This is a genomic window from Actinokineospora lacus (genome assembly GCF_053813445.1).
This window is the reverse complement of the sequence record NZ_JBQERA010000003.1, coordinates 282,176-306,476: the sequence shown is the minus strand read 5'-3', so window position 1 is coordinate 306,476 and position 24,301 is coordinate 282,176. Positions and strand designations below refer to the sequence as shown.

23 protein-coding genes and 1 tRNA gene are annotated in these 24,301 nt (G+C 73.6%); 21 read left to right on the top strand and 3 right to left on the bottom strand.

The window, feature by feature from the left end; translation table 11 throughout:
• Window positions 1-5 precede the first annotated feature (5 nt).
• From ACTG9Q_RS09540 to ACTG9Q_RS09530, 3 genes are all read left to right on the top strand, one after another.
• Window positions 6-3,206, top strand: coding sequence for a S41 family peptidase (locus ACTG9Q_RS09540; protein ID WP_455572296.1), 3,201 nt, complete (start codon window positions 6-8; stop codon window positions 3,204-3,206).
• Between the two features lie 57 nt (window positions 3,207-3,263).
• Window positions 3,264-4,079, top strand: coding sequence for a class I SAM-dependent methyltransferase (locus ACTG9Q_RS09535; protein ID WP_455572295.1), 816 nt, complete (start codon window positions 3,264-3,266; stop codon window positions 4,077-4,079).
• Between the two features lie 84 nt (window positions 4,080-4,163).
• Window positions 4,164-4,961 carry a lytic transglycosylase domain-containing protein gene (locus ACTG9Q_RS09530; protein WP_455572719.1) on the top strand — a complete coding sequence of 266 codons (798 nt, stop codon included), beginning with the start codon at window positions 4,164-4,166 and terminating at the stop codon, window positions 4,959-4,961.
• A 4-nt stretch (window positions 4,962-4,965) separates the two neighbouring features.
• Here ACTG9Q_RS09530 and ACTG9Q_RS09525 read toward each other — a convergent pair whose 3' ends face one another.
• The gene (locus ACTG9Q_RS09525) at window positions 4,966-5,352 is read right to left on the bottom strand and encodes a tetratricopeptide repeat protein (protein ID WP_455572294.1); all 387 of its coding nucleotides are present in this window, start codon (window positions 5,350-5,352) and stop codon (window positions 4,966-4,968) included.
• 172 nt (window positions 5,353-5,524) lie between these two features.
• Between ACTG9Q_RS09525 and eno the strand changes: the two genes are divergently transcribed.
• From eno to ACTG9Q_RS09500, 5 genes are all read left to right on the top strand, one after another.
• Window positions 5,525-6,811, top strand: a complete 1,287-nt coding sequence (eno, locus tag ACTG9Q_RS09520; RefSeq protein WP_455572293.1) for a phosphopyruvate hydratase — start codon at window positions 5,525-5,527, stop codon at window positions 6,809-6,811.
• 1 nt (window position 6,812) lies between these two features.
• On the top strand, window positions 6,813-7,256 hold the full coding sequence (locus ACTG9Q_RS09515; RefSeq protein WP_455572292.1) for an FtsB family cell division protein: 444 nt from the start codon (window positions 6,813-6,815) through the stop codon (window positions 7,254-7,256).
• Entirely contained in the window at window positions 7,253-7,732 is a 480-nt protein-coding gene (locus ACTG9Q_RS09510) for a DUF501 domain-containing protein (protein WP_455572291.1), read from the top strand. Before ACTG9Q_RS09515 ends, ACTG9Q_RS09510 begins: the two co-directional genes overlap by 4 nt.
• Before the next feature lie 178 nt (window positions 7,733-7,910).
• Window positions 7,911-9,311, top strand: a complete 1,401-nt coding sequence (locus ACTG9Q_RS09505; RefSeq protein WP_455572290.1) for a lytic transglycosylase domain-containing protein — start codon at window positions 7,911-7,913, stop codon at window positions 9,309-9,311.
• Between the two features lie 96 nt (window positions 9,312-9,407).
• Window positions 9,408-10,361: a Ppx/GppA phosphatase family protein gene (locus ACTG9Q_RS09500; RefSeq protein ID WP_455572289.1), complete on the top strand. Its 954-nt coding sequence runs from the start codon at window positions 9,408-9,410 to the stop codon at window positions 10,359-10,361.
• Between the two features lie 19 nt (window positions 10,362-10,380).
• Here the strand turns inward: ACTG9Q_RS09500 and ACTG9Q_RS09495 are convergent, their stop codons facing one another.
• A complete protein-coding gene (locus ACTG9Q_RS09495) occupies window positions 10,381-11,868 on the bottom strand; it encodes a S10 family peptidase (protein ID WP_455572288.1) in 1,488 nt (495 codons plus the stop codon).
• 41 nt (window positions 11,869-11,909) lie between these two features.
• Between ACTG9Q_RS09495 and ACTG9Q_RS09490 the strand changes: the two genes are divergently transcribed.
• Both ACTG9Q_RS09490 and ACTG9Q_RS09485 read left to right on the top strand, forming a co-directional pair.
• Window positions 11,910-12,608: a uracil-DNA glycosylase gene (locus ACTG9Q_RS09490; RefSeq protein WP_455572287.1), complete on the top strand. Its 699-nt coding sequence runs from the start codon at window positions 11,910-11,912 to the stop codon at window positions 12,606-12,608.
• Window positions 12,609-12,710: 102 nt separating this feature from the next.
• Window positions 12,711-13,040, top strand: a complete 330-nt coding sequence (locus ACTG9Q_RS09485; RefSeq protein WP_455572286.1) for a hypothetical protein — start codon at window positions 12,711-12,713, stop codon at window positions 13,038-13,040.
• A gap of 33 nt (window positions 13,041-13,073) precedes the next feature.
• Here ACTG9Q_RS09485 and ACTG9Q_RS09480 read toward each other — a convergent pair whose 3' ends face one another.
• Window positions 13,074-13,961: a helix-turn-helix domain-containing protein gene (locus ACTG9Q_RS09480; protein WP_455572285.1), complete on the bottom strand. Its 888-nt coding sequence runs from the start codon at window positions 13,959-13,961 to the stop codon at window positions 13,074-13,076.
• Window positions 13,962-14,262: 301 nt separating this feature from the next.
• Between ACTG9Q_RS09480 and ACTG9Q_RS09475 the strand changes: the two genes are divergently transcribed.
• From ACTG9Q_RS09475 to ACTG9Q_RS09425, 11 genes are all read left to right on the top strand, one after another.
• Window positions 14,263-14,481 carry a DUF397 domain-containing protein gene (locus tag ACTG9Q_RS09475; RefSeq protein WP_455572284.1) on the top strand — a complete coding sequence of 73 codons (219 nt, stop codon included), beginning with the start codon at window positions 14,263-14,265 and terminating at the stop codon, window positions 14,479-14,481.
• A gap of 40 nt (window positions 14,482-14,521) precedes the next feature.
• Complete coding sequence (locus ACTG9Q_RS09470) at window positions 14,522-15,217, top strand: DUF4129 domain-containing protein (RefSeq protein ID WP_455572283.1); 696 nt, start codon at window positions 14,522-14,524, stop codon at window positions 15,215-15,217.
• Complete coding sequence (locus tag ACTG9Q_RS09465; RefSeq protein ID WP_455572282.1) at window positions 15,214-15,678, top strand: hypothetical protein; 465 nt, start codon at window positions 15,214-15,216, stop codon at window positions 15,676-15,678. The genes ACTG9Q_RS09470 and ACTG9Q_RS09465 overlap by 4 nt, the downstream gene beginning before the upstream one ends.
• The gene (locus ACTG9Q_RS09460) at window positions 15,675-16,643 is read left to right on the top strand and encodes an AAA family ATPase (protein ID WP_455572281.1); all 969 of its coding nucleotides are present in this window, start codon (window positions 15,675-15,677) and stop codon (window positions 16,641-16,643) included. The genes ACTG9Q_RS09465 and ACTG9Q_RS09460 overlap by 4 nt, the downstream gene beginning before the upstream one ends.
• Window positions 16,644-16,773: 130 nt before the next feature.
• The gene (locus tag ACTG9Q_RS09455) at window positions 16,774-18,129 is read left to right on the top strand and encodes a DUF58 domain-containing protein (protein WP_455572280.1); all 1,356 of its coding nucleotides are present in this window, start codon (window positions 16,774-16,776) and stop codon (window positions 18,127-18,129) included.
• 118 nt (window positions 18,130-18,247) lie between these two features.
• Window positions 18,248-18,760, top strand: a complete 513-nt coding sequence (locus ACTG9Q_RS09450; protein WP_455572279.1) for a hypothetical protein — start codon at window positions 18,248-18,250, stop codon at window positions 18,758-18,760.
• Between the two features lie 101 nt (window positions 18,761-18,861).
• Window positions 18,862-20,187 (top strand): NAD(P)/FAD-dependent oxidoreductase, encoded by a 1,326-nt coding sequence (locus ACTG9Q_RS09445; RefSeq protein ID WP_455572278.1) that lies wholly within the window; start codon window positions 18,862-18,864, stop codon window positions 20,185-20,187.
• Between the two features lie 88 nt (window positions 20,188-20,275).
• Window positions 20,276-20,349, top strand: a tRNA-Leu gene (locus ACTG9Q_RS09440).
• A gap of 440 nt (window positions 20,350-20,789) precedes the next feature.
• Complete coding sequence (locus ACTG9Q_RS09435; protein WP_455572277.1) at window positions 20,790-21,533, top strand: MerR family transcriptional regulator; 744 nt, start codon at window positions 20,790-20,792, stop codon at window positions 21,531-21,533.
• A gap of 114 nt (window positions 21,534-21,647) precedes the next feature.
• The gene (locus tag ACTG9Q_RS09430) at window positions 21,648-23,414 is read left to right on the top strand and encodes an SDR family oxidoreductase (protein ID WP_455572276.1); all 1,767 of its coding nucleotides are present in this window, start codon (window positions 21,648-21,650) and stop codon (window positions 23,412-23,414) included.
• Window positions 23,415-23,416: 2 nt separating this feature from the next.
• Window positions 23,417-24,274 carry a metal-dependent hydrolase gene (locus tag ACTG9Q_RS09425; protein ID WP_455572275.1) on the top strand — a complete coding sequence of 286 codons (858 nt, stop codon included), beginning with the start codon at window positions 23,417-23,419 and terminating at the stop codon, window positions 24,272-24,274.
• Window positions 24,275-24,301 lie beyond the last annotated feature (27 nt).

Genomic DNA, 24,301 nt, shown 5'->3' with positions numbered 1-24,301 from the left:
TCAGGGTGACCGACGCCTACCTGAGATTCCCCCATGTGCGCCACGACCTGATCACGTTCGTCGCCGAGGACGACGTGTGGCTGGCGCCCGTCGCGGGTGGCCGTGCCTGGCGGGTGTCCGCCGACCAGGTGCCGGTGGCCAACCCCCGGCTGTCCCGGGACGGGACGGCCATCGCGTGGCGCAGCGCCCGCGACGTCGAGCCGGAGGTGCACGTCGCGCCCGTCGACGGCGGGCCGAGTGAGCGCCTGACCTACTGGGGCGACCTGCGCACCTCCGTGCAGGGCTGGACCGAGGACGGCCGCGTGCTCGCGACCACCTCGGCGGGCCAGATGTCGCGCTCGCGGACGTGGGCCTTCGCCGTGCCGGTGGACGGCTCGCCCGCCACCCGGCTGCCCTACGGCCACGTCGGCGCCGTCGACGTCGCCGACAGCGGGGCCGTGGTCCTGGGCTCCGTCTACCTCCGCGAGCCCGCGCACTGGAAGCGCTACCGCGGCGGCACCGCGGGCAAGATCTGGGTCGACGCCGACGGGACCGGGGAGTTCACCCGCATCCTGTCCGATGTGGACGGCAACATCCAGTCGCCGATGTGGGTCGGCGACCGGGTGGCGTTCCTGTCCGACCACGAGGGCGTCGGCAACCTGTACTCCTGCCTGCCCGACGGCGCCGACCTGCGCGCGCACTCCGCGCACGAGGGCTTCTACGCCCGCAACGCCGCCACCGACGGCGCCCGCGTGGTCTACCACCGCGCGGGCCAGGTGTGGCTGCACGAGAGCCTCGACGCCGAGCCCCGCGCCCTGGAGATCCGCCTCGGCGGCCCGCGGGTCTCCCGCCAGCCCCGCCACGTCTCGCCCGCCCCGGACCTCGGCGAGGTCGGCCCGGACAAGACCGGCCGCTCCAGCGTGGTCGAGGTGCGCGGCACCGTGCACTGGGTGACCCACCGCGACGGGCCGGTGCGCGCGCTGGCCGTCGAGCCCGGCGTGCGCGCCCGCCTGCCGCGCGTCCTCGGCGACAGCGGCCAGGTCGTCTGGGTGACCGACGCCGAGGGCGAGGACGCGCTGGAGTTCGCCCCGGCCACCGGCCACGAGCCCGGCGCGCGGCCGCGCCGGGTCGGGCTCGGCGAGCTGGGCCGGGTGCTGGAGCTGGTGGCCTCCCCGGACGGCCGCCGGGTCGGCCTGACCACCCACGACGGTCGGCTCCTGCTCGTCGACGCCAAGTCCGGCGAGACGCGCGAGGTGGTCAAGTCCGTCGAGATGGACCCCACCGGCCTGGTCTTCTCCCCGGACTCGGCCTGGCTGGCCTGGTCGCACCCCGGCCCGAACCCGCTGAGCCACATCCGCATGGTCAACACCACCGATATGTCCATTGTGGACGTCACGCCGCTGCGGTTCGTCGACTACGACCCGGCCTTCACCGCCGACGGCAAGCACATCGCGTTCCTGTCCGCGCGCAGCTTCGACCCGATCTACGACGTGCACGTCTTCGACCTGTCCTTCGCCAACGGCACCCGCCCGTACCTGGTGCCGCTGGCGGCGACCACCCCGTCGCCGTTCGCGCCGCTGCGCGAGGGCCGCCCCTTCGGCGACCCAGACGACAAGGACGACGACAAGGACGACAAGGACAGCAAGATCCCGCGCACCACCGTCGACATCGAGGGCATCGAGGACCGCGTCGTCGCCTTCCCCGTGCCCGCCGCCCGCTTCTCCGGGCTGTGGGCGGCCAAGGGCGGCGTGCTCTGGCGCCGCGACCCGCTCACCGGCTCCCTCGGCGACGACCTCGACGTCCTCGGCGAGGACGAGCCGCGCGCGCTCCTGGAGCGCTTCGACCTGGCCAAGCTGAAGGTCGACACGCTGGTCGACGGCTTCGACGAGGTCTGGCCCAGCGGCGACGGCCAGCGCCTGGTCGTGCGCGACGGCACCACGCTGCGGGTCGTCCCCGCCGACCGCAAGGCCGACTCCGACGACCGCTCCGAGGACAACATCACCGTCGACCTCAGCCGGGTGCGCGTGCGCGTCGACCCGGCCGCGGAGTGGCGGCAGATGTTCGACGAGACCGGCAGGCTGATGCGCGACCACTTCTGGCGCGCGGACATGGGCGGCGTCGACTGGGCGGGCGTGCTGGCCAGGTACCGCCCGCTGGTGGAGGTCCTGGGCTCGCACGACGACCTCGTCGACCTGCTCTGGGAGGTCCAGGGCGAGCTGGACACCTCCCACGCCTACGCCGTGGGGCGCGGCCGCGGCGCCGACCACAAGCGCAGGCTCGGCCTGCTCGGCGCCGACCTCGACCGCGACGCCGACGGCGCCTGGCGGATCACCCGCATCGTGCCGGGGGAGAGCTCCGACCCCCGCGCCCGCTCGCCGCTGCGCGCCCCCGGCGTCGCGGTGCACGCGGGCGACGCGATCGTGGCCGTGGACGGCCGCCCGGTCGAGGCCGACCGCGGCCCGGCGCCGCTGCTCGTGGGCACCGCGGGCAAGCCCGTCGAGCTGACCGTCGCCCCCAAAAACGGCGGCCCCGCGCGCCGGGTCGTCGTCGAGCCGCTGCTGGACGACGAGGCGCTGCGGTACCAGGCCTGGGTGGCCGACCGCCGTGCCCACACGCACGCCGCCTCCGACGGGCGCGTCGGGTACCTGCACGTGCCGGACATGATCGCCAGCGGGTGGGCGCAGTTCCACCGCGACCTGCGCATGGAGATGCGCCGCGAGGGCATCGTGGTCGACCTGCGGGAGAACCGCGGCGGGCACCTGTCGCAGCTGGTGATCGAGAAGCTGAACAGGCGCATCGTCGGCTGGGGCCGCGCCCGCGACGACTACTACCTGGAGACCTACCCGGCCGACGCGCCGCGCGGTCCCGTGGTGGCCGTGGCCGACGAGTTCTCCGGCTCCGACGGCGACATCGTCAACGCCGCCATCAAGGCCCTCGGGATCGGCCCGATCGTGGGCACCAGGACCTGGGGCGGGGTCATCGGCATCGACATGCGCTACCGGCTGGTCGACGGCACCACGGTCACCCAGCCGCGCTACGCCACCTGGATGCAGGGCTACGAGTGGGGCGTGGAGAACCACGGCGTCGACCCCGACGTCGAGGTGCCGATCACCCCGCAGGACCACGTCGCGGGCCGCGACCCGCAGCTGGACACCGCGGTGCGCGTCGCGCTGGAGGCGCTGGCCGAGCGTCCCGCGCTGACCCCGCCGGACCTGCCGCCCGCCTGATCGGTGTTTTTCCGTGGGGGTCGATTTCCACCCGGCCCCCACGGAATGATCCCCGGCATGGACAACTCGGCGATGATCAGGGCCAACGAGGCCAACTGGGACGCGCGCACCCCCATCCACGTCGCCAGCGAGTTCTACGGCGTGGCCACCCGCGCGCCCGAGGACTGGTTCCTGCCCTGCGAGTGGGCGGACCTCGGCGACCTGGCAGGACGCGACGTGGCGCACCTGCAGTGCCACATCGGCGCGGAGACCCGGGCGTTCCCCGGCCGCGGCGCGCGCAGCACCACCGGGCTCGACCTCTCCGCGGCCGCCGTGGACGCGGCGCGGGAGATCGCCGGGGACGCGGTGTCCTACGTCCACGCCGACGTCCACGACGCGGTGGCGGCGCTGGGCGCCGGGCGCTTCGACGTCGTCTACACCGGCAAGGGCTCGCTGGTCTACGTCCCCGACCTCGACCGCTGGGCCGGGCAGGTCGCCGGGCTGTTGCGCCCGGGCGGGTTCCTCTACGCCGTGGAGTTCCACCCGGTGCTCTACGCCCTGGGCGTGGTCCCGTCGGAGGACCCGGCCCTGACGCTGCGCGATGACTACCTCTCCGGCCGCGGCCCGATCCGCGTGGACGGCACCTACACCTACACCGACGGCCCGCCGCTGACCGAGGCCGTGGAGCACTATGAGTGGCGCCACGGCATCGGCGACGTCGTCAACGCCCTGACCGGCGCGGGCCTGCGGGTGGACCTGCTGCGCGAGGTCCGGGAGATCCCGTGGCAGCGCTGGCCGGGGATGGAGAACGCGGGCGGCGTCTGGCACCGGCTGCCCGACGACGCCCCGCGCGTCCCGCTGATGTTCGCGATCCGGGCGGTCAAGTCCGAATAGCGGTAAATCGGTCGAAACGCCCAGTTCAGGCGTGTACGCGGCCCCTCGTTGAACGCGGCCACGTAGCCTGGTCCGGTGGCCGACATGCTCACCGCCGACCCGCCCCGGAAACCGGGGCGGCGTCGAGCGCTGCTCCGGCTCGCCCTGGTGATCGCCCTGGTCGCCGTGGCGGGCCTGGGCGTGGTGGTGCTGGAACGGCTCAACCGCCCGGACGCGCGCCCCTCCCGCCCCGCCGCCTTCGTCGTCCCCCCGCTGGCCGTCGAGCCCGGCTCGGCCGCCCCCCAGGGCCGCCCCGCCCCGGTCGAGCCCGACCTCGCCGCCTGGGCCGAGCGCCTGTCGAAGGCGACCGACATCCCGGCGCGCACGCTCCTGGCCTACGTCAACGCCGAGATGGCCACCCGCCGCACCACCCCGGCCTGCCACATCGCCTGGACCACCCTCGCCGGTATCGGCCGGGTCGAGTCCCACCACGGCCGCTACAACGGCACCGCGATCGGCGCGGACGGCAGGCTGTCCAAGCCGATCATCGGCATCCCCCTCGACGGCTCCCCGGGCATCCGCGCCATCCCCGACACCGACGGCGGCAGGCTCGACGGCGACACCACCTGGGACCGCGCGGTCGGCCCGATGCAGTTCCTGCCCACCACCTGGGCCCGCTGGGCCCTGCGCGCCAACGCCGACGGCACCCCCGCCGACCCCCAGAACGTCGACGACGCCGCCCTGACCGCCGCCAGGTACCTGTGCGCGAGCGGCGGCGACCTCGCCACGGGCGAGGGCTGGTGGAAGGCGGTCCTGACCTACAACCGGTCCAACCGCTACGCCCGCGACGTCTTCAGCGGCGCCGACGCCTACGCCCGCAAGGCCGAAGAACTCGTCAGGTGAGGGCTCAGCGGTCCCGTTCGACCGCGATCCGGGCCGAGACCTCGCCGTAGGCTTCCTGGTACTCCGGCGCCGGGTTCATCGCCACCGCCATCCGGAACTGGGTCTGCGCCTCGGTCAACCGGCTCTGGCGCTGCAAGGCCCGCCCCAGCGCGAACCGCGCGAAGTGGTCGGTCGGGTCCAGCTCCAGCACCCGCAGGAAGGCCGCCTCCGCCCGGCGCAGCTGCGCCGATCCCAGGTACGCCTGCCCCGCCAGCAGGTGCACCGACGGCGCGTTGGGCTCGGCCTCCAGGACCGGGGCCAGCAGGGCCAGCGCCTCCAGGGGACGACGCCGGGCCACCATCTGCTCGGCGGCCCGGAAAGCGGCGAAAGTGCTTTCGGCGTCCTGGGTCATGGTCCACTCCACAGTACGCGCCAACCCGGTGATCCTCGACCGGCCAAGCCGGTGAGCACGCAGCGTGCGGAGTGCGCGATCCCTCAGTTATCAACCCGTGCCAGCGGCGTGACCGGACAGCTGTCCCGCTAGTCTCGACACGGACACGAAGGACGCTTTGTGAGGAGCAGACGTGGCTGTCATCGAGCAGGTCGGAGCACGCGAGATCTTGGATTCTCGCGGCAACCCCACCGTCGAGGTCGAGGTGGCGCTCGACGACGGCACGCTGGCCAGGGCGGCGGTGCCCTCGGGCGCCTCCACCGGTGAACACGAGGCCGTCGAGCTGCGTGACGGGGACCCCAACCGCTACCTCGGCAAGGGCGTGGAGAAGGCCGTCACCGCGGTGCTGGACGAGATCGGCCCCGAGCTGGCCGGGATCGACGCCGTCGACCAGCGCATCGTCGACCAGAAGCTGGTCGACCTCGACGGCACGCCGGACAAGTCGCGCCTGGGCGCCAACGCCATCCTCGGCGTCTCGCTGGCCGTGGCCAAGGCCGCCGCGGAGTCCAGCGGCCTCGAGCTGTTCCGCTACCTCGGCGGCCCGAACGCGCACGTGCTCCCCGTGCCGATGCTGAACATCCTCAACGGCGGCGCGCACGCCGACACCGCCGTCGACATCCAGGAGTTCATGATCGCGCCGATCGGCGCGGACTCCTTCCGCGAGGCGCTGCGCTGGGGCACCGAGGTCTACCACTCGCTCAAGTCCGTCCTCAAGAGCAAGGGCCTGGCCACCGGCCTCGGCGACGAGGGCGGGTTCGCCCCGAGCCTCGGCAACAACCGCGAGGCGCTCGACCTCATCGTCATCGCCATCGAGAAGGCGGGCTACACCGTCGGCCGCGACATCGCGCTGGCCCTGGACGTCGCCGCCACCGAGTTCTTCTCCGACGGCGCCTACACCTTCGAGGGCGCCCGCAAGAGCTCCGAGGAGATGACGGCCTACTACGCCTCCCTCGTCGAGTCCTACCCGATGGTCTCCATCGAGGACCCGCTGGGCGAGGACGACTGGGACGGCTGGGTGCGCATGACCGCCGAGCTGGGCGAGAAGGTGCAGCTGGTCGGCGACGACCTGTTCGTCACCAACCCCGACCGCCTCGAGGAGGGCATCGCCCGCCGCGCCGCCAACGCGCTGCTGGTGAAGGTCAACCAGATCGGCACCCTGTCGGAGACCCTGGACGCGGTCACCCTGGCCACCTCCTACGGCTACCGCAGCATGATGAGCCACCGCTCCGGCGAGACCGAGGACACCACCATCGCCGACCTGGCCGTGGCCACCGGCGTCGGCCAGATCAAGACCGGCGCCCCGGCGCGCGGCGAGCGGGTCGCGAAGTACAACCAGCTCCTGCGCATCGAGGAGACCCTCGGCGACGCCGCGCGCTACGCGGGCGACCTCGCCTTCCCGCGGTTCACCCCGGAGTCCTGAGGTGGCGGGCACGGACCGGTCTCGCGGGCGGCGCAAGCCCGCGGGTCCGGTCCGCGCCCTGTCCCAGCGCATCGCCGGGCTCAGCCTGCCGTTCGGGATCTCCACCACCCGGCGCGCGGCGATCCTGGTGACGGTGGTCTGCGCGCTGGCGCTGAGCGTGGCGGTGCCGCTGCGGACCTACCTCTCGCAGCGCTCCGACGTGCAGATGGAGCAGCAGCGCCAGGCCGAGCTGCGCGCCGAGGTCGACGAGCTGGTGCGCCGCCGCACCGAGCTGGCCGACCCCGAGCAGGTCAGGGCCGAGGCGCGCGCCCGGCTGCGGTTCGTGATGCCGGGGGAGACCCCGTACATGGTCGAGCTGCCCAGCGACACCGAGACCGGCGTGCCCGCCACGCCGGTGCCGCGCCAGCCCTGGTACCAGAACCTGTGGGAGTCGATGGCGGGATGATCGCCGAAGCCGATATCGCCGAAGTCGCCGCCCAGCTCGGCCGCACCCCGCGCGGGGTGCGCGAGGTGGCCGCGCGCTGCCCCAGCGGGCACCCGAGCGTCATCCAGACCAGCCCGCGCCTGGCCGACGGCACCCCGTTCCCGACGCTCTACTACCTGACCTGCCCCCGGCTGAACTCCATGGTCAGCACCCTGGAGACCACCGGGCTGATGCGCGAGATGACCGAGCGCCTGGCCGCCGACGCCGACCTGGCCGCGGTCTACCTGGCCGCCCACCGCGGCTACCTCGCCGAACGCGACGCCATCGAGCCGCTGGGCACCGACGTCACCGCGGGCGGGATGCCCACCAGGGTGAAGTGCCTGCACGTCCACGTCGCCCACGCGCTCGCGAAGGGGCCGGGGGTCAACCCCTTCGGCGACGAGGCGCTGGCCGTGATGGAATGGCCGACCGGGGACTGTGCTGCTACCAAGGAGTGACTACTTCTTGGGTGGTGACGAGGCGGACAGAAGGGCAACCAGTGACCGACCTTCGGGCGTAGTACCTGAGAACTTCCCTAGATACGGTGACTGTCGGCCACGAATGAGGCATGGTAGGTGGCCGAGACGAAGGTCACCCGGGCCGGGGTGGCGTTTGACGAGGGGTGGGACGGAAAACGTGGGTGCCAAGAAGGGCGGACAGCACCGCAAGCGGCGCGAGCGGGGTCGGCGGCGCAGTGCCGTCGCCGCGGCGGGCGCGATGCTGATGGTTCCGGCCGTGGTGGCGGGTGAACCCGCGCCGTGGCTCTCGCCGACCGGCGACGTCGCGCTGGCGGGCAGCGCCGAGGGCGGGCTGCCCGGCCTGACCGACCCCGGGACCGTCGGCGCCGACGGCTCGCTGCCGGAGAGCGGCCGCATCGGCCCGCAGATCCTGGCCCTGGCGGGCAAGCCCGAGCTGCTGGCGCTGACCGGCGGGCCGACGGCCGGCTACCCCAGGGGCCCGCTCGGCATCCCGGGCAACATGCTCTCGGCGTACATGCGGGCCGCGCAGACCCTCGCCGCCCAGCAGCCGGGCTGCCGCATGACCTGGTCGCTGCTGGCCAGCATCGGCCGCATCGAGTCCAACCACGCGCGCGGCGGCGCGGTCGACGCGGCGGGCACCACGCTGCGGCCGATCCTCGGCCCGGTCCTCAACGGCGGCGGGTTCGCCGCGATCAGCGACACCGACGGCGGCTCCTACGACGGCGACTCCCGCTGGGACCGCGCGGTCGGCCCGATGCAGTTCATCCCCTCGACCTGGGCGGGCTACGCCGCCGACGGCAACGGCGACGGGCAGCGCAACCCGAACAACATCCACGACGCCGCCGTCGGCGCGGGCAAGTACCTGTGCTCGGGTGGGATGAACCTGTCCAACCCGCAGCAGCTGGCCGCGGCCGTGTGGCGCTACAACCACTCCGACTCCTACGTCCGCACCGTGATCCAGTGGTCCGACCTGTACGCCAAGGGCGTCACGCCGATGGCCCCCACCCCGGTGCACCAGATCCAGCAGCCGTACATCCCGCCCGCCTACCAGGACGACGCCGAGCTGCCCCCGACGTCGCGCCCGAACCCGCGCCCCGGCACCTCGGCCACGCCGACCACCAGCAGGCCGGCCAGCCCGACCTCGTCCACCCCGCGCCCGACGTCGCCCACGCCGACCTCGACGTGGGACCAGACGTCGGGCAGGCCCGCGAAGCCGACCACCACGGTGACGACGCAGCCGACCTGCGCGACGCCCCCGACGAGCCCCACCACGACGACCTCCACCGCGCCCACGACGACCTCGGCCCCCGCCGACCCGTGTGTCACGGAGCCGTCCGAGTCGCCGGAGCCGTCCCAGCCGCCCCAGCCGTCGGGCCCCACCGGCGAGGACACCTCGAGCCCCACCGGCGAGAGCACGTCGAGCACCACGGGCGGGAGCACGTCGAGCACTCCGGCCGAGAACACGTCGAGCACTCCCGGTGGGGACACCCCGGTCACCACCAGCAGCACCAGGTCGAGCACCGCGGGCCGCCGCCGGTCGACCGCGCAGGGCCGGTGACCACGACCCCGCACTAGACCCCGTCTTCACCACCGCGCCCCGGACCTCCGCTGTTCGGGGCGCGGTGCTTTCGGGTCACCACGTAGGCTTCGGGCCATGACGCGCGTCGCGGCGATTGACTGTGGGACCAACTCCATCCGCCTGCTGGTGGCCGACGCCACCACGCGCGACGACGGCTCCCACTGGCTGCGCGACGTCCACCGCGAGATGCGCATCGTCCGGCTCGGCCAGGGCGTCGACGCCACGGGCGTGCTGGCCCCCGAGGCGCTGGCCCGCACCAGGGACGCCCTCGCCGACTACACCGCCATCCTGCGCCGCAAGGGCGCGGAGAAGGTCCGCATGGTGGCCACCTCGGCGACCCGCGACGCGGCCAACCGCGACGAGTTCTTCACCATGACCGCCGAGCTGCTGGGCGCCCCCGCCGAGGTGATCAGCGGCGACGAGGAGGCCCAGCTGTCCTTCACCGGCGCCGTCGGCGGCCTCGACCCCGAGGACGGCCCGTTCCTGGTGGTCGACATCGGCGGCGGCTCCACCGAGCTGGTCCTGGGCACCTGGGACGGCGTCAGCGCCCACGTCGAGGCCGCGAAGTCGGTCGACATCGGCTGCGTGCGCATCACCGAGCGCGCCCTGCGCTCCAACCCGCCCACCGCCGAGGAGATCGCCGCCGCCGACGCCCTGGCCGCCCAAGTCCTCGCCGACGCCTTCACCGCCGTCCCGGTGGAGCGCGCCCGCACGTGGGTGGGCGTCGCGGGCACCGTGACCACCCTGGGCGCCGTGGCCCTGAAGCTCGACGAGTACGACGCCGACGCCGTCCACCTGACCCGCCTCGCCCCCCAGCAGATCGCCGACCTGAGCCACACCCTGCTGTCCGCGACCCACGACGAGCGCGCCGCCAACCCGGTGATCCACCCCGGCCGCGTCGACGTGATCGGCGGTGGCGCGGTGATCCTGCGCGCCCTGGCGTCGCGGCTGTTCGAGACGACCCCGGTCGAGGACCTGGTCGTGTCCGAACACGACATCCTCGACGGGATCGCCCTCTCCCTGCTCTGAGCGCCCAGCTTGCTCTGAACTAGCGGTTCGACGCCGACTTCACGAACGCCGCGAGGTCCTTCGACTGCTGGAGCCGCGACGGCTCGTGCACGTACATCATGTGGCCCGCCGCGTAGTAGCAGACCTCGATGTTCGCCCGCAGCTCGTCCGGGATGGCCAGGTGCGCCAGGGAGTGCTCGGTCGCGTAGTACGGCGTCGCCCCGTCGGTGTAGCCGGAGGCGACGTGCACCTTCAGGTGCGGGTTCGAGCGCATCGCGGCGGCCAGCCGGTCGGCCACGGTCACGTGCGCGTTCTCGAACTCCTTGTACGACCACGCCGTGTGCGCGTCGACGCTGAGCACCTCGTACGGCAGGTCGTTGAGGTAGCCCAACTCCGAGCGCAGGTAGTGGTTGATCCCCGCGGTGTACGCCCCGGTGATCGCCGACCCGGCCGGGTCGTTGGTCATCTTCTCGAAGGCGTAGTCCGACTCCCACCCGGTGAACCGGCCGTCCAGCCTGCCGACGGTGCGCCGCGAGGACCGCAGCAGCTCGGTGAAGAACCGCATGTGCTCGATCCGCAAGTCCACCCGGTCGATGTAGTCCTCCGAGAGCCCGGTCAGCGCGGCCAGCCGGGAGACCACGTCCGCGCGCTCCGATGTGGACAGACGCGAGCCCCGCGACAGCGCCCACGGGTAGTCCCGCGCCGCGAACTCCTCCGCCGAGGCCAGCACCTCACTGAGCGGCCGGTCCCCGTGCAGCCCGTGGTGGTGCGCGATGGCCGCGTAGGACGGCAGGAACAGCGCGTACGGCAAGTCGTTGCCCTCGGCGAAGTCCAGCGTCCGGAAGTCGAGCACCGACGAGATCAGCATGAGCCCGTTGAGGTACAGCCCGTGCCGCCGCTGCAGGTGCAGCGCCAGCCCGCCCGCCCGCGTCGTCCCGTAGGACTCCCCGGCCAGGAACTTCGGCGAGAGCCAGCGCCCGTTGCGGGTCGTCCACAGGCGGATGACCTCGCCGACGGAGTCCAGGTCGCCCTGGAAGCCCAGGTAGTCGCCCGCCCCCTCGCCCTTCACCGGCCGGGAGTAGCCGGTCGACATCGGGTCGATGAAGACCAGGTCGCTGTGGGCCAGCAGGGACTCGGGGTTGTCGGCCAGCCCGTAGGGCGGGGTGGCGGGCGCGTCCGCGTCGCCGGAGACGACGCGGCGGGGCCCGAGGACGCCCAGGTGCAGCCAGGTGCTCGACGAGCCGGGGCCACCGTTGAAGGCGAAGGTCACCGGGCGGGTGCCGGGGTCGGCGTCGTCGAGGGTGTAGGAGGTCAGGAACACCTCGGCCTTGGGGCGGTGGCCGGTGAACTTGCCGTCGGTCACCACCTCCTGGCGCAGGACGACTCGGCCGGTGGTGGCCGTGTACTTCAGCTTGCGCCGCCCGACGGTGAGCACGTGCGCGCTCGTGACCAGGTCGTCGGTGGGCTCGGGCTCCTGGGCGGATTCCGGCGTGGTCTGCTTGTCCTCGGCGGCGTCGCTGGATGGCATGCCGCCGACCCTAACCGGTGCCCAACAGGGGAGTCCGAGAAATGCCGATGGCAGATCTGGACCGGCAGGTCAGCGCCTGCCGGGCCTGCCCGCGCCTGGTCGCGTGGCGGGAGGAGGTCGCCGCGGTGAAGCGGGCCGCGTTCCGCGACGAGACCTACTGGGGCCGCCCGGTCCCCGGTTTCGGCCCGGCCGACGCCTGCCTGGCCGTCGTCGGCCTCGCCCCGGCCGCGCACGGGGCCAACCGCACCGGCCGCATGTTCACCGGCGACCGCTCCGGCGACGTCCTCTACGCCGCCCTGCACGCCGTGGGCCTGGCCTCCCAGCCGACCTCCACCCGCGCCGACGACGGCTTGACCCTCCACCGCACGCGCATCACCGCGCCGGTCAAGTGCGCCCCGCCCGCCAACAAGCCGACCCCGGGGGAGCGGGAGAACTGCCGCCCCTGGCTGGAGCGCGAGCTGGCCCTGCTGCGGCCGACCCTGCGCGCGGTCGTCGTCCTCGGCGCGTTCGGGTGGCAGGCCCTGCTGCCGCTGCTGCGAGTGGCCTGGACGGTGCCCGTCCCGCGCCCGGCGTTCGGTCACGGCGTCCACTACACCCTCGCCGCCCGCGACGGCGGCGCGCCGCTGCACGTGTTCGGCTGCTACCACGTCAGCCAGCAGAACACCTTTACCGGCAAACTCACCCCGGCCATGGTCGAGGCCGTGCTGGCCCGCGCCCGCGACGCGGCGGCCGATCGGTGAGAATCAGTCAATTAATTTCGAAAACGAGCACCCCGCGGACCACCCTGTTGTGGGAATGGCATGTGCTGGACCCCTCCGCCGGGCCGTGGCAGGATCGGCAATGTGACGCGCCCGCGGGGAATATCCACCGCATTTCCCGCCAGCCGCCCCGCTGTCTATGCCGTGGTCTGCCTGTGGAGTGGAATTGCCGCCGCCGTCGCGGCATTGCTCGTGCTGCGCCTCGGCGACACCGGGTGGCTGCCCCCGCTGCTGGTCGGCGCGGGCGCGGCGATGGGCGTGGCCGCCGCGGCCGACCCGCTGTTCGAGGCGGCCGAGCGCGGCCAGGGGCGCTCGTGCGTGCGGGTCACGCCGCGGCGCCGGTCCCGCCCGCCGGGCACGACCCGGCCCGCGGTGCGCTCGGTCCGGGCCCGGCCGCGCGGCGTGCGTCCCTGAACACCCAGGCCGTGCCCACATCTGCGACACGGCCTAGCGGGCGCGTGACCAGCGGGGTCCGGTGGGCCTGCTGACCAGGTGCGCGATGCGGTCCTCCAGGAAGTCCTTGGTCAGGCCGGCCGTCAGCGCCACCTCCGCGGTCGCCGCGAGCCGCTCGGTGAACTCCCCGACGCGGGGGGAGCCGTCGCGGACGATGTAGTCCGCGCCCGCGTTCTCCACGTAGACGATCACGGTGCCGCCGTCCAGCACCATGATCACGAACGGGCCCCACAGTCCTCGGTGGACACCGGCCTCGTACGGGATGACCCGGATGTCGATGTTGCGCTTGTCCGACAGGTGGCGCAGGTGGCGCAGCTGCTCGCGCATGACCTGGGGGCCGCCGACCATCCGGTGCAGCGCGCCCTCATCGATCAGGAAGGTCAGCTCGGGGCCGGGGTCCTCGTGCAGGATGGCCTGCCGGTCGACGCGGGCGGAGATGAGCGTGTCGAGCCGCTCGCCGTCGTGGGCGGCGCCGAGCAGGGCGCGCGCGTAGCCGGGGGTCTGGAGCAGGCCGGGGACCAGGTGTGGGTGGACGTGGCGGATGGCGGTCGCGGAATCCTCGTAGGACAGCAGCGTCTGGTATTCCGGGCTGAGCACCTTGCGGTATTTGGCGTACCACGACGGCCTGCGCGACTCCCGGGCCATCGTGACCAGCGACTCGGCCACGTCGTCGGCGGTGCCGTAGATGGCCAGCAATGCCTTCGCGTCGGAGGTCGAGATCCCCACGGAGGCGTTTTCGATCCGCAGCAGCTTCGACAGCGACCAGTCGACCGTGCGGGCGGCTTCCGCCTGGGTGAGATTGACCCGTTCCCGCTCCACGCGCAGCGTCTCGCCGAGCCGCCTGCGCTGCACCTTGGGGTCCGGCTGTCTTCCGCGGGCCATAGTGTCCTCCGCTGAGTGGGGAGTCGGTCTCAGCCTAACTGGTGATCATCCATACGGCTGAAAGGTTGACGGTGAGTCGCCATGTGGCTGACCGCTACGCGGCCGTCAGCAACCTAGCACGCTGCGTGCCTGGGAGTTCCGCACTTCGCTGAGTCGGCCTCACCACCCACGATCGAGCAACGACAAAGTGGACTCTCGACCACCGAGAGTGAACTCGGGTCGGCTTCCGGCATACGGCGGATCATTCGCACCCGGCCAGCGGATTCTGCATTTTCTCCGCAGCCGCAATAATCGGCGCGTTATGGCTCGAACACACCCATTGATAGGGGGAGCGGTGTCCGCAGTCACAGGCGAATGGCGTCGGAGCAGGCGGAGCGTGAATAACGACTGCGTCGAACTGCGCGCCGCCGCCGGTCGGGTCCGCATCCGCGACTCGAAGAATCCAGGACGCATTTTGGACATTTCCCCGACGGTCGGCGCCTGCTTCGTCGCCTACGTGAAGGGCGCCGCCGTGTCCTGAGCGCGACCGCACACCGCCGCCGCCGTGGCATGCTGCCTGCATGTGGCGGCCACCCCACATCTCGTCCCGGCGCAGCGTCGTGCTCGCCGTCGCCGCGCTGTTCACGGTGGCCGTCGTGGCGGCGCGGGGCCGCTCGGCGATCCCGGTGGAGCCGGGCGCGGCCTTCACCTTCGACCCCCGCGACGACCCGCCGCCCCCGCGCGCCGAGGACGCCGAGGGCGCCGACTCGATCCTCGACGTCATCGGCGGCGTGGGCACCGGCCTGCTCCTGCTCGTGGTTGGCGTGATGGTGCTCATCGGCGCGGTCGGCGTCCTGGTCTCCTTCGGGCTGGCCGGGGCGCGGCGCCGCCGCGGGGCGTCCACCCCGGTGCGGGGGCCGCGGGCCGAGGAGTCGGTCGCCGAGCAGGCCCTCGCGCTGCACGCCGCCGTGCGCACGGGCATGGCCGGGCTGCCCGCCCGCGCCGGGGGAGCCCCCGGCGACGCCGTGATCGCCGCGTGGCTGGTCCTGGAGGACGCCGCCGCCGCGTGCGGCACCCGCCGCGCGCCCGCCGAGACCGCGTCGGAGTTCACCACCCGGGTCATGGCCGAGCACGCCGTCGACGGCGTCGCGCTGGCCGACCTGCGCTCGCGCTACCACCGCGCCCGGTTCGCCGGTCAGGCCACCGACGACGACGCCGACGCCGCGCGCGCCGCGCTGGCCCGCGTCGAGGAAACCCTTGCCGGGGCGCTGAGATGAGCACGCTGCGCGTCGTCGTGCTGGCGGTGCTCGTCGGTGTCGCCGTCGCCGGGGTGTCGATGTGGCCGGGCAATGTCCCGCTGTTCTGGGCTGCGGCGCTGGCCGTCCCCGCCGCGGCCCTGACCGCGCTGGGCGCCCGGCTGTCCGGCCCGCTGGAGCCACTGTGGACGGCCGTGCCCGACGCCCCGTCGGCGCCCGCGCAGCTGCAGGCCGCCACCCTCACCGCCCGCCTCGCCGAGGCCGCCGCCGACCGCGACCGCTTCCTCTCCCGCGTCCAGCCCCGCCTGCGCGCGCTGGCCGAGGCCCGGCTCCGCGCCCGCTGGCCCGACCTGTCCGGAATGGACGATCCCCGGGCGCGGTCCCTGCTGGGCGAGGACCACGCGACGCTGACCGCGCCGGACGCCCCGCTGCCGTCCCCGCAAGGGGTGGCCAGGCTGCTCGACCTACTGGAGGAAGCGTGACATCGTCCACAGTGGACGTCTTGGCCGTCGCGGAGGCGGGCGCGCGAATCCGCGCCGCCATCGGGCAGGCGGTGGTGGGCAGGGACACGGCCGTGCGGCTGGCCCTGGCCGCGGTGCTCGCGGGCGGTCACGTCCTGCTGGAGGACGTCCCCGGTCTCGGCAAGACCCTGCTCGCCCGGGGCCTGGCCGCCGCCCTCGGCCTGGCGTTCGCGCGCGTGCAGTGCACCCCCGACCAGCAGCCCGCCGACCTCACCGGCTCCTTCCTGTTCGACCCCGTGGGCCGGGAGTTCACCTTCCGCCCCGGACCGGTGTTCACCGGCCTGCTGCTGGCCGACGAGATCAACCGCACCCCGCCCAAGACCCAGTCGGCGCTGCTGGAGGCCATGCAGGAGCGCCAGGTCACCGTCGAGGGCAGGACCTTCCCGCTGCCGCGCCCCTTTCACGTGCTGGCCACGGCCAACCCCATCGAGTACGAGGGCACCTACCCGCTGCCTGAGGCTCAGCTGGACCGGTTCCTGCTGCGCCTGGACGTCGGCTACCCGCCCGCTGACGAGGAGGTCGAGGTGCTGCGCCGCAGGCTGGCCAGGCAGAGCGAGGACGCGCCGGTCGAGCGGGTGGTGGACACCGAGGCCCTGCTGAACCTGCAGAAGGCCGTCGAGCAGGTCAAGGTGGACGACGACGTCCTGCGCTACTGCGTCGACCTGGCCCGCGCCACCCGCGTCCACCCCGCCGTGGAGGTGGGCGCCTCCCCGCGCGGCTCCCAGGCCCTGCTGCTGGTGGCCCGCGCCCTGGCCGTCCTGGACTCCCGCGCCTACGTGCTCCCCGAAGACGTCAAGGAGTGCGCCGTCCCGGCCCTGGCCCACCGCCTCACCCTGCGCGCGGAGACCTGGAGTTCGGGCGTCACCGCCGCGCAGGTGGTCGCCGACCTCCTCACCACCGTCCCCGGCCCCCCGAGCACGCGATGACCACCCTTGGTCGGACGCCCTTCCGACGCGCGCCCGGCGCCGTGGCGGCGCCATCGACCAGGACGGGACCGGCAGCGCCCTCACCGCCCCCGCCCAGCGCCGGGTCGCCGAGCAGACCCCCGGACCCGCGGTGAGCGGCCGCGTCCTCGACTGGATTCGCGCCAGGCAGGCCGCCCGCGCGCAGGGCTGGCGCGGCACCGACGCGTTGTTCCGGGGTGCGGTCGGCGGGGTCGGGCTGGTCACCGCGGGCGTGGTCACGCACCGGGTGGACCTCCTGCTCATCGGCGCGCCGCTGGTCATCGGCACCGTGCTGGCCCTGGCCGTCCCGGTCGGCCGCGTGCCGGAACTGCGGGCGGGCAGGCTGCCGCGCGCGGTCGACTCCGGCGAGGCGGGCCGCCTCACCGTCGAGACCGACGCCGATCCCGGCACCGAGTTCCTGGCGGTCCGGCTGCCCGCCCCGGACGCGCGCGGCCCGGGGCCGGTGCACCTGCTGCCGGGCACCGCCCGCCGCGTCGTGGCGAAGCTGCGGTGGGACGCCTGGGGGGAGGGCGTCGACCTGCGCCCCGACCACCTCGCCGCGGGCCGCGACGCCCTGCTGATCAGCGGCCCGGTCACCGGACCCGAGGGCAGGCGCACCGTGCTGCCCGCCGCCGACCCGGTGGTCCCCGGCGCGCTGCCGCCGCGGGTCGCGGGCCTGGTGGGCGCGCACCGCTCGCCGCGTCCCGGCGAGGGCACGGAGCACCGCGCCGTGCGGCCCTTCCAGCCGGGCGACCGCGTCCGCCGCGTCGACTGGCGGGTCACCCTGCGCTCGGGCGCGGCCACCGGCCTGCCGCTGTCCACCCTGCACGTCCGCGAGCACCACGCCGAGGCCGACGCCGACCTGCTGCTCGCCCTGGACTCCCGCGTCGACGTCGGCCCCCGCCTGGCCGACTGGTCCACCGCCGAGCAGGGCGTCGCCGTGCGCCCCGACGGCAGCCTGAACACCGCGGTGGGCGCCGTCGTCGCCCTCGCCGCGGGCTACCTGCGCCAGGGCGACCGGGTCGGCCTGGTCGACCTCGGCCGCCCGCAGCTGGGCCTGCCGCCCGGCGTCGGCCACCGCCAGCTCCTGCGCATCCGCCACCAGCTCGTGGCCTGCTCCCGCTCGGCGGGCTGGGCCCCCCGGCCGGTCCTGCGCCCGCAGCAGGTCCCCGCGGGCGCCGTGGTCGTGGCCCTGTCCCCGTTCCTGGACGACCCCGTCGTCGACTGCGTGGTCCGGGTGGCCCGCCGCGGCGTCATCGTGGTCGCCGTCGACGTCCTGCCCCCCGCCCTGGCGCCCGACCCCGACACCGAGTGGGGCGACGTCGTCCGCCGGATCATCCTGGCCGAGCACACCGCCCGCCTGGCCGCCCTGCGCGCCCACGGCGTCCCCGTCATCCCCTGGACCACCGGCGCCACCGTCGCCGACACCCTCCGCAGACTCCGCCGCCGCCGGGCAGTCCGCAGATGACCGCCTTCCCACTCGCCACTGTTGCCAACAGCTTGCGACAGACCGGTTGCGCACCGCCCACCGGTGTCGACCGCTTGCGGCAGCCGGGTTTCACCGGTCCCGCGCGAGGGGCCCGGTCATGACCGACGCGCTCGACGTGGGCCGGGGTGTCTCCGCGCTGTGGCTGCGCGGAGCCGTCGGCGTCGCGGCGGGGGGCATCGTCCTCGACCTGGTTCTGGCCGGTGTCCCCACTTTCGCCCGCTGGCTGGCCGCCGCCCTCGCCGCCCTCTGCGTGCTCCTGCCCGCGTCCCCCGTCGCCCTGCTGCTGATCCTCCTCGCGGGCGGCACCGTCGCCCTGAGCGCCGCCGAGCCGTTCTCCCCGGCGCTGCTGGCCCTCATCCCCCTCGTGCACCTGCTGCACCTGTCCTGCGCCCTCGCCGCCGTCCTCCCCAGAGGCGCCCGGATCGCCCCCGCCGCACTGCGCGCCCCCGCGCGCCGCGCGCTCGCCGTGCAAGCCGGAGTGGGTCTCATCGTGATCGTCGCAACTTTTCTGCCCACCGGCCCGACCGCCCCGGTGGTCGAATTGGTCGCATTACTCTCAAGCGCCGCCATAGCACTGGCTGTAATTCTTCTTGAACGATCCCGCCAGTGACCGCGATGCGGGTCACACCTGCGGAAACATGCCGCGCGACCCCGGTCACACCAGGACGGGGGCGCCTCGCGGGCGGACTAAACCAGTGCCACCATTGACCCATGGCGCGAACAAAAGCGGAGCCGACCCGAATCCTCATCCTGGGTGGCGGTTACGTCGGGCTTTACACAGCCCTGGGGCTCCAGCGGAAGCTGCGCTCCGGCGAGGCATCGGTGACGGTCATCGATCCCCAGCCGCACATGACCTACCAGCCGTTCCTGCCCGAGGCCGCCGCGGGCGCCATCGAGCCGCGGCACGTGGTCGTGCCGCTGCGCCGCACGCTCAAGCGCTGCCACGTCATCACCGCGCGCGCGACCAAGGTCGAGCACGCCCGCAAGGTCGTCACCATCGAGGCGGGCGACGGCCACACCGAGGAACTGGGCTACGACGTGCTCGTCGTCGCCCTGGGCTCGGTGGCCCGGCTGCTGCCCATCCCCGGCCTGACCGAGTGCGGCATCACGTTCAAGACCATCGGCGAGGCCATCTACCTGCGCAACCACGTGCTCTCCAAACTGGATCAGGCCGACAGCACGCTGGACCCCGAGGTGCGCAAGCGGCTGCTCACGTTCACCTTCGTCGGCGGCGGGTTCGCCGGGATCGAGGCGCTGGGCGAGCTGGAGGACATGGCCCGCTTCGCCACCCAGTACTACAAGAACGTCGACGCCGAGGACCTGCGCTTCGTGCTCGTCGAGGCCGCCGGGCGCATCCTGCCCGAGGTGCGCGAGAGCCTCGGCGTCTACACCGCGATGCAGCTGGAGAAGCGCGGCATCGAGGTGTACCTGTCCACTCTCGCCAAGTCCTTCGAGAACGGCCGCGTGCAGCTCTCCGACGGCACCGAGTTCGACAGCGACACCATCGTCTGGACGGCGGGCGTGAAGTCCAACCCGGTCCTGGCCAACTCCGACCTGCCGCTGACCAAGCAGGGCCGGTTGCGGGCCAGCGCGTCGATGCGCGTGGAGGGCCTGCCGGACGCGTGGACCGCGGGCGACTGCGCCGCGGTGCCCGATCTGTCGCGGACGCCCGATGACCCGACGGCCATCTGCGCGCCCAACGCGCAGAACGCCGTGCGCCAGGCCCGGCTGCTGGCCAAGAACATCGTGACGGCCCTGCGCGGTGGGGAACCAAAGGATTACTTCCACAAGAACATCGGCGCGGTCGCGAGCCTGGGGCTGCACAAGGGCGTCGGCGACATCATGAACTTCAAGGCCAAGGGCTTCATCGCCTGGTCGATGCACCGCGCGTACCATGTGAAGGCCATGCCGACGTTCAACCGCAAGGTCCGCATCACGCTGGACTGGTTAACCGGTGGCCTTTTCCGGCGCGAGGTGATCTCCATGGGTCAGATCAACGACCCGAAGGCGGAGTTCGCTCGGGTGTCCAAGGGCTGACGGCAAACGGCTCAAAGTGACTGGGCCAGCCGGAGGGAAACCTGGGAAACCGGTCCCGAGCTGCGCTATCGCGCCTTAGGCTGCGGCTGCCCCCGTAGCCCAACAGGCAGAGGCAGCCCCCTTAAAAGGGGTGGAGTGCCGGTTCGAATCCGGTCGGGGGCACAAGCACAGCGAGTCGCGCAAGTCCAGCGGACACGTCATCCGTCGCCACAGCAGGGGTTTCCGGGCTACGGATGACGTGTCCGCTGTGGATGTGGCACTGTGAGTAGTGGAGTGACCGCGTTGACGTGACGTCGGACCGCCGCCGCGGAAACCATGACGTCGTCATAGTCTTACCGGACCGCGGCACGGAGTCCGATCGGCGCAACGGCAAGGCGGGGCCCACTCGCGGGTGTGGAGTCCGGAGAACGGAAAACCGCAGTTGGCGACCCGTGCGATCCGCGAGTCGGGCTCACCGTTGATCACGCGTCGCCGCGGGTGGTCAAAGGAAACCGACTTGTTGGTCCTTTTCGAACAAAAATGATCGGTGAGTAGGTCGTTGCCCGCCGCTGTCCACTGTGGATGTGCAACCGGCAATCGGACCGGCACTCTAAGCTGCGGTGGTGGCCGAGTACCGGATCGACGACCTGGCCCGCGCCGCGGGCACCTCGGTGCGCAACGTGCGCGTGTACCAGGACCGGGAGCTGCTGCCCCCGCCCGCGCGCCGCGGGCGCACCGCCATCTACGGCGACGCCCACCTCTCCCGGCTGCGGCTGATCCTGGCCATGCTCGACCGCGGCTACGCCTTCGCCCAGATCAAGGAGATGCTCGACGCCTGGCAGGCCGGGCACAGCCTGGCCGACGTGCTGGGCCTGGAGGAGGCGACCGGCGCGGCGTGGTCGCACGAGCAGCCCGCGGTGGTGCGGATGACCGACCTGGTCAGGATGTTCGGCTCCCAGGTGACCCCGGCCACCGTGCGCCGGTCGCTGGAGCTGGGCGTGCTGGAGCGCCGCGGGGCGCACTTCGTCGCGCCGAGCCCCCAGCTCCTCGAGGCCGGGCGCGAGCTGGTCGCCCTCGGCGTCCCGCTGGCCGAGGCGCTGACCCTGGCCGCGGAGCTGCAGGCCGAGACCGACCGGATCACCGGGCTGCTCGTCGGCCTGGTCCGCAAGTACGTGCTCGACCCGAAGGGTCCGGAGTGGCTGCCCAGCGGCGAGGAGCTGCCGCAGTTCGCCGACGTCGTCTCCCGGCTGCACCCGCTGGTGATGTCCGCGCTGTCGGCCTCGGTGGACCGCTCAGCGCGGCGGGTGATCCCGCAGATCATGGGCGACCGGCTCGTCGCGATGGTGGAGAAGGCCCGTGGCGAGTAGCCAGGGGGGTCCTTGCACGATGACAATGGCCGTTGTAACGTTCGCCGTTGTCGCGTAACACGGACTTCACCCAGCCCGCGCGGCGGGCGGTGACCCGCGCCCAGGGAGACGTCGATGGCCACCGAACCGCTGGCGCAGTACCTGGTCGTGCGCGAGCGCACCGTGCGCTCGGGCGGTGAGGTCGACCTGGCGGTGTTCGAGCAGGGCGACCCGGCCGCGCCGACCGTCCTGCTGGTGCACGGCTACCCCGACACCCACCGCATGTGGGACGGCGTCGCCGAGCGGCTGGCCGAGGACTTCCACGTCGCGCGCTACGACGTGCGCGGCGCGGGCGCCTCCAGCGCCCCCCGCGACCGGGCCGCCTACCGCACTGAACACCTCGCCGAGGACCTGGCCGCCGTGCTCGACGCGGTCAGCCCGGACCGGCCCGCGCACGTCGTGGCCCACGACTGGGGCTCGATCCAGGGCTGGGAGGCGGTGACCGAGCCCGACGCCGCCGAGCGGATCGCCTCCTACACCGCCATCTCCGGGCCGTGCCTCGACCACGTCGCGCACTGGGTGCGCCGCAGGCTGGCCCGCCCCACCCCGGCGCACCTGCGCCAGCTGGCCGCCCAGTTCGCGCACTCCTGGTACATCTACCTGTTCCACCTGCCGGTCCTGCCCGAACTCGCCTGGCGGACGCTGATCGGCCCCCGCTGGGGCGCGCTGCTGGAGCGGGTCGAGGGCGTGCCCAGGGTCGCGGGCCACCCGGCTCCGACCATCGCCGCCGACGCCGCCCGCGGCGTGCGGCTCTACCGCGCCAACATGCTGACCCGGATGCGCGGCGCGCGCTCGCGCCCGACCGCCGTCCCGGTCCAGGTGATCATCCCGACCCGCGACCGCTACGTCAGCGCGGCGCTGGCCGAGGACCTGGAGCGCTGGGTCGAGCGGCTGTGGCGACGCCGGGTCGTGGCCGGGCACTGGGCGCCGGTGTCGCACCCGGACGCGGTCGCCCGCATGGTCGAGGAGTTCGCCGACCACGTCGGCGGCCAGCCCTCGACCAGGGGGCTCCAGCGGGCCAGGGCGGGGACGACCGGGTTCACCGGGCAGCTCGCGGTGGTCACCGGGGCGGGCAGCGGCATCGGCCGGGCCACCGCGCACGCCTTCGCCGCCGAGGGGGCGGAGGTCGTCGTGGCCGACATCGACGCCGAGGCGGCCAAGCGCACGGCCGCCGAGATCGGCCCGGCCGCCTACCCCTACGTCGTCGACGTGGCCGACGAGGACGCGATGGCCCGCTTCGCCGACGAGGTCGCCGCCGAGCACGGCGTGCCGGACATCGTGGTCAACAACGCGGGCATCGGCGTGGCGGGCAGCTTCCTGGACACCACGGCCGCGGACTGGCGCAGGGTGGTCGACGTCAACCTGCTCGGCGTCGTCCACGGCTGCCGGGCCTTCGGCGCGCTGATGGCCGAGTCGGGGGAGGGCGGGCACATCGTCAACATCGCCTCGGCCGCGGCGTACACCCCGAGCCGGGCGCTCTCGGCGTACGCGTCGAGCAAGGCGGCGGTGCTCATGCTCTCCGACTGCCTGCGCGCGGAGTTCGCCGACCGGGGGATCGGCGTCACCGCGGTGTGCCCGGGGATCGTGGCCACCGACATCACCTCCACCACGCGGTTCGCGGGCGCGGACGCGGTGGAGCAGGAGCGGCTGCGGCGCAAGGCGACCGCGTCCTACGCCAAGCGCGGCTACGGCCCGGAGAAGGTCGCCGCCGAGATCGTGCGCGCGGTCACCGCCGACATCCCGGTGCTGCCCGTGACCCCGGAGGCCAGGGCCGCCCGGCTGCTGGCCCGCTTCGCCCCCGGCCTCCTGCGCCGCCTCGCCCGCCTCGACGTGGTGCGGTAGCCATGACCGATCCGGAGAACGTGGCCCTGCGGGCCCGGGACGTGCGCTTCGACTGGTCGGCGGTGCCGATGCACTGGGTGCCCCGCGACCCGCTGACCAGCCACGCGCTGAACACCCTGCACCTGGTGCTGCCCGAGGGCGAGCGCTGGTTCGTCCGGGTGTTCGCCCAGGCACTGCCGCACATCCGTGACGAGCGGGTGCGCGAGGACGTGCTGGGCTTCATCGGCCAGGAGGCCATGCACGCCAAGGCCCACGACGGCGCCGCGGCGCACCTGGCCGCGCTCGGCGTGGACCCGGCGCCGTTCGTCGCGCAGGTCGAGTGGCTCTTCGGCACGCTGCTCGCCGACCGCGGCGGCACCGCGGCCCAGCGCCACCAGTGGCTGCTGGAGCGGCTGTCGGTCATCGCCGCGATCGAGCACTTCACCGCCGTGCTGGGCCAGTGGGTCCTGGACTCGGCCGCGCTGGACGCCGCGGGCGCCGACCCGACGATGCTGGACCTGCTGCGCTGGCACGGCGCCGAGGAAGTCGAGCACCGCAGCGTCGCCCACGACCTCTACGCGCACCTCGACGGCCGCTACCCGCGGCGCGTGCGCACCATGCTGATCGCGGCCCCGGTGCTGGGCTGGCTGCTCGTCCGCGCCACCCGCTGGCTCATGGCCCACGACCCGGCCCGGCCCGGCAAGGCCCGCTGGCGCGACTACCTGCGCGCCGCCCGCGCGGGCCGCCTGCCCCGGCCGGGACAGCTGCTGCCCGCCCTCTGGCGCTACCTGCCCCGCGACTACCACCCCAGCCGGGAGGGCGACACCGCCCAGGCCGTCGCCTACCTGGCCGCCTCGCCCGCGGCCCGCGCCGCGTCGTGACCCAGTGGTGACTCCGGTGATGACCCA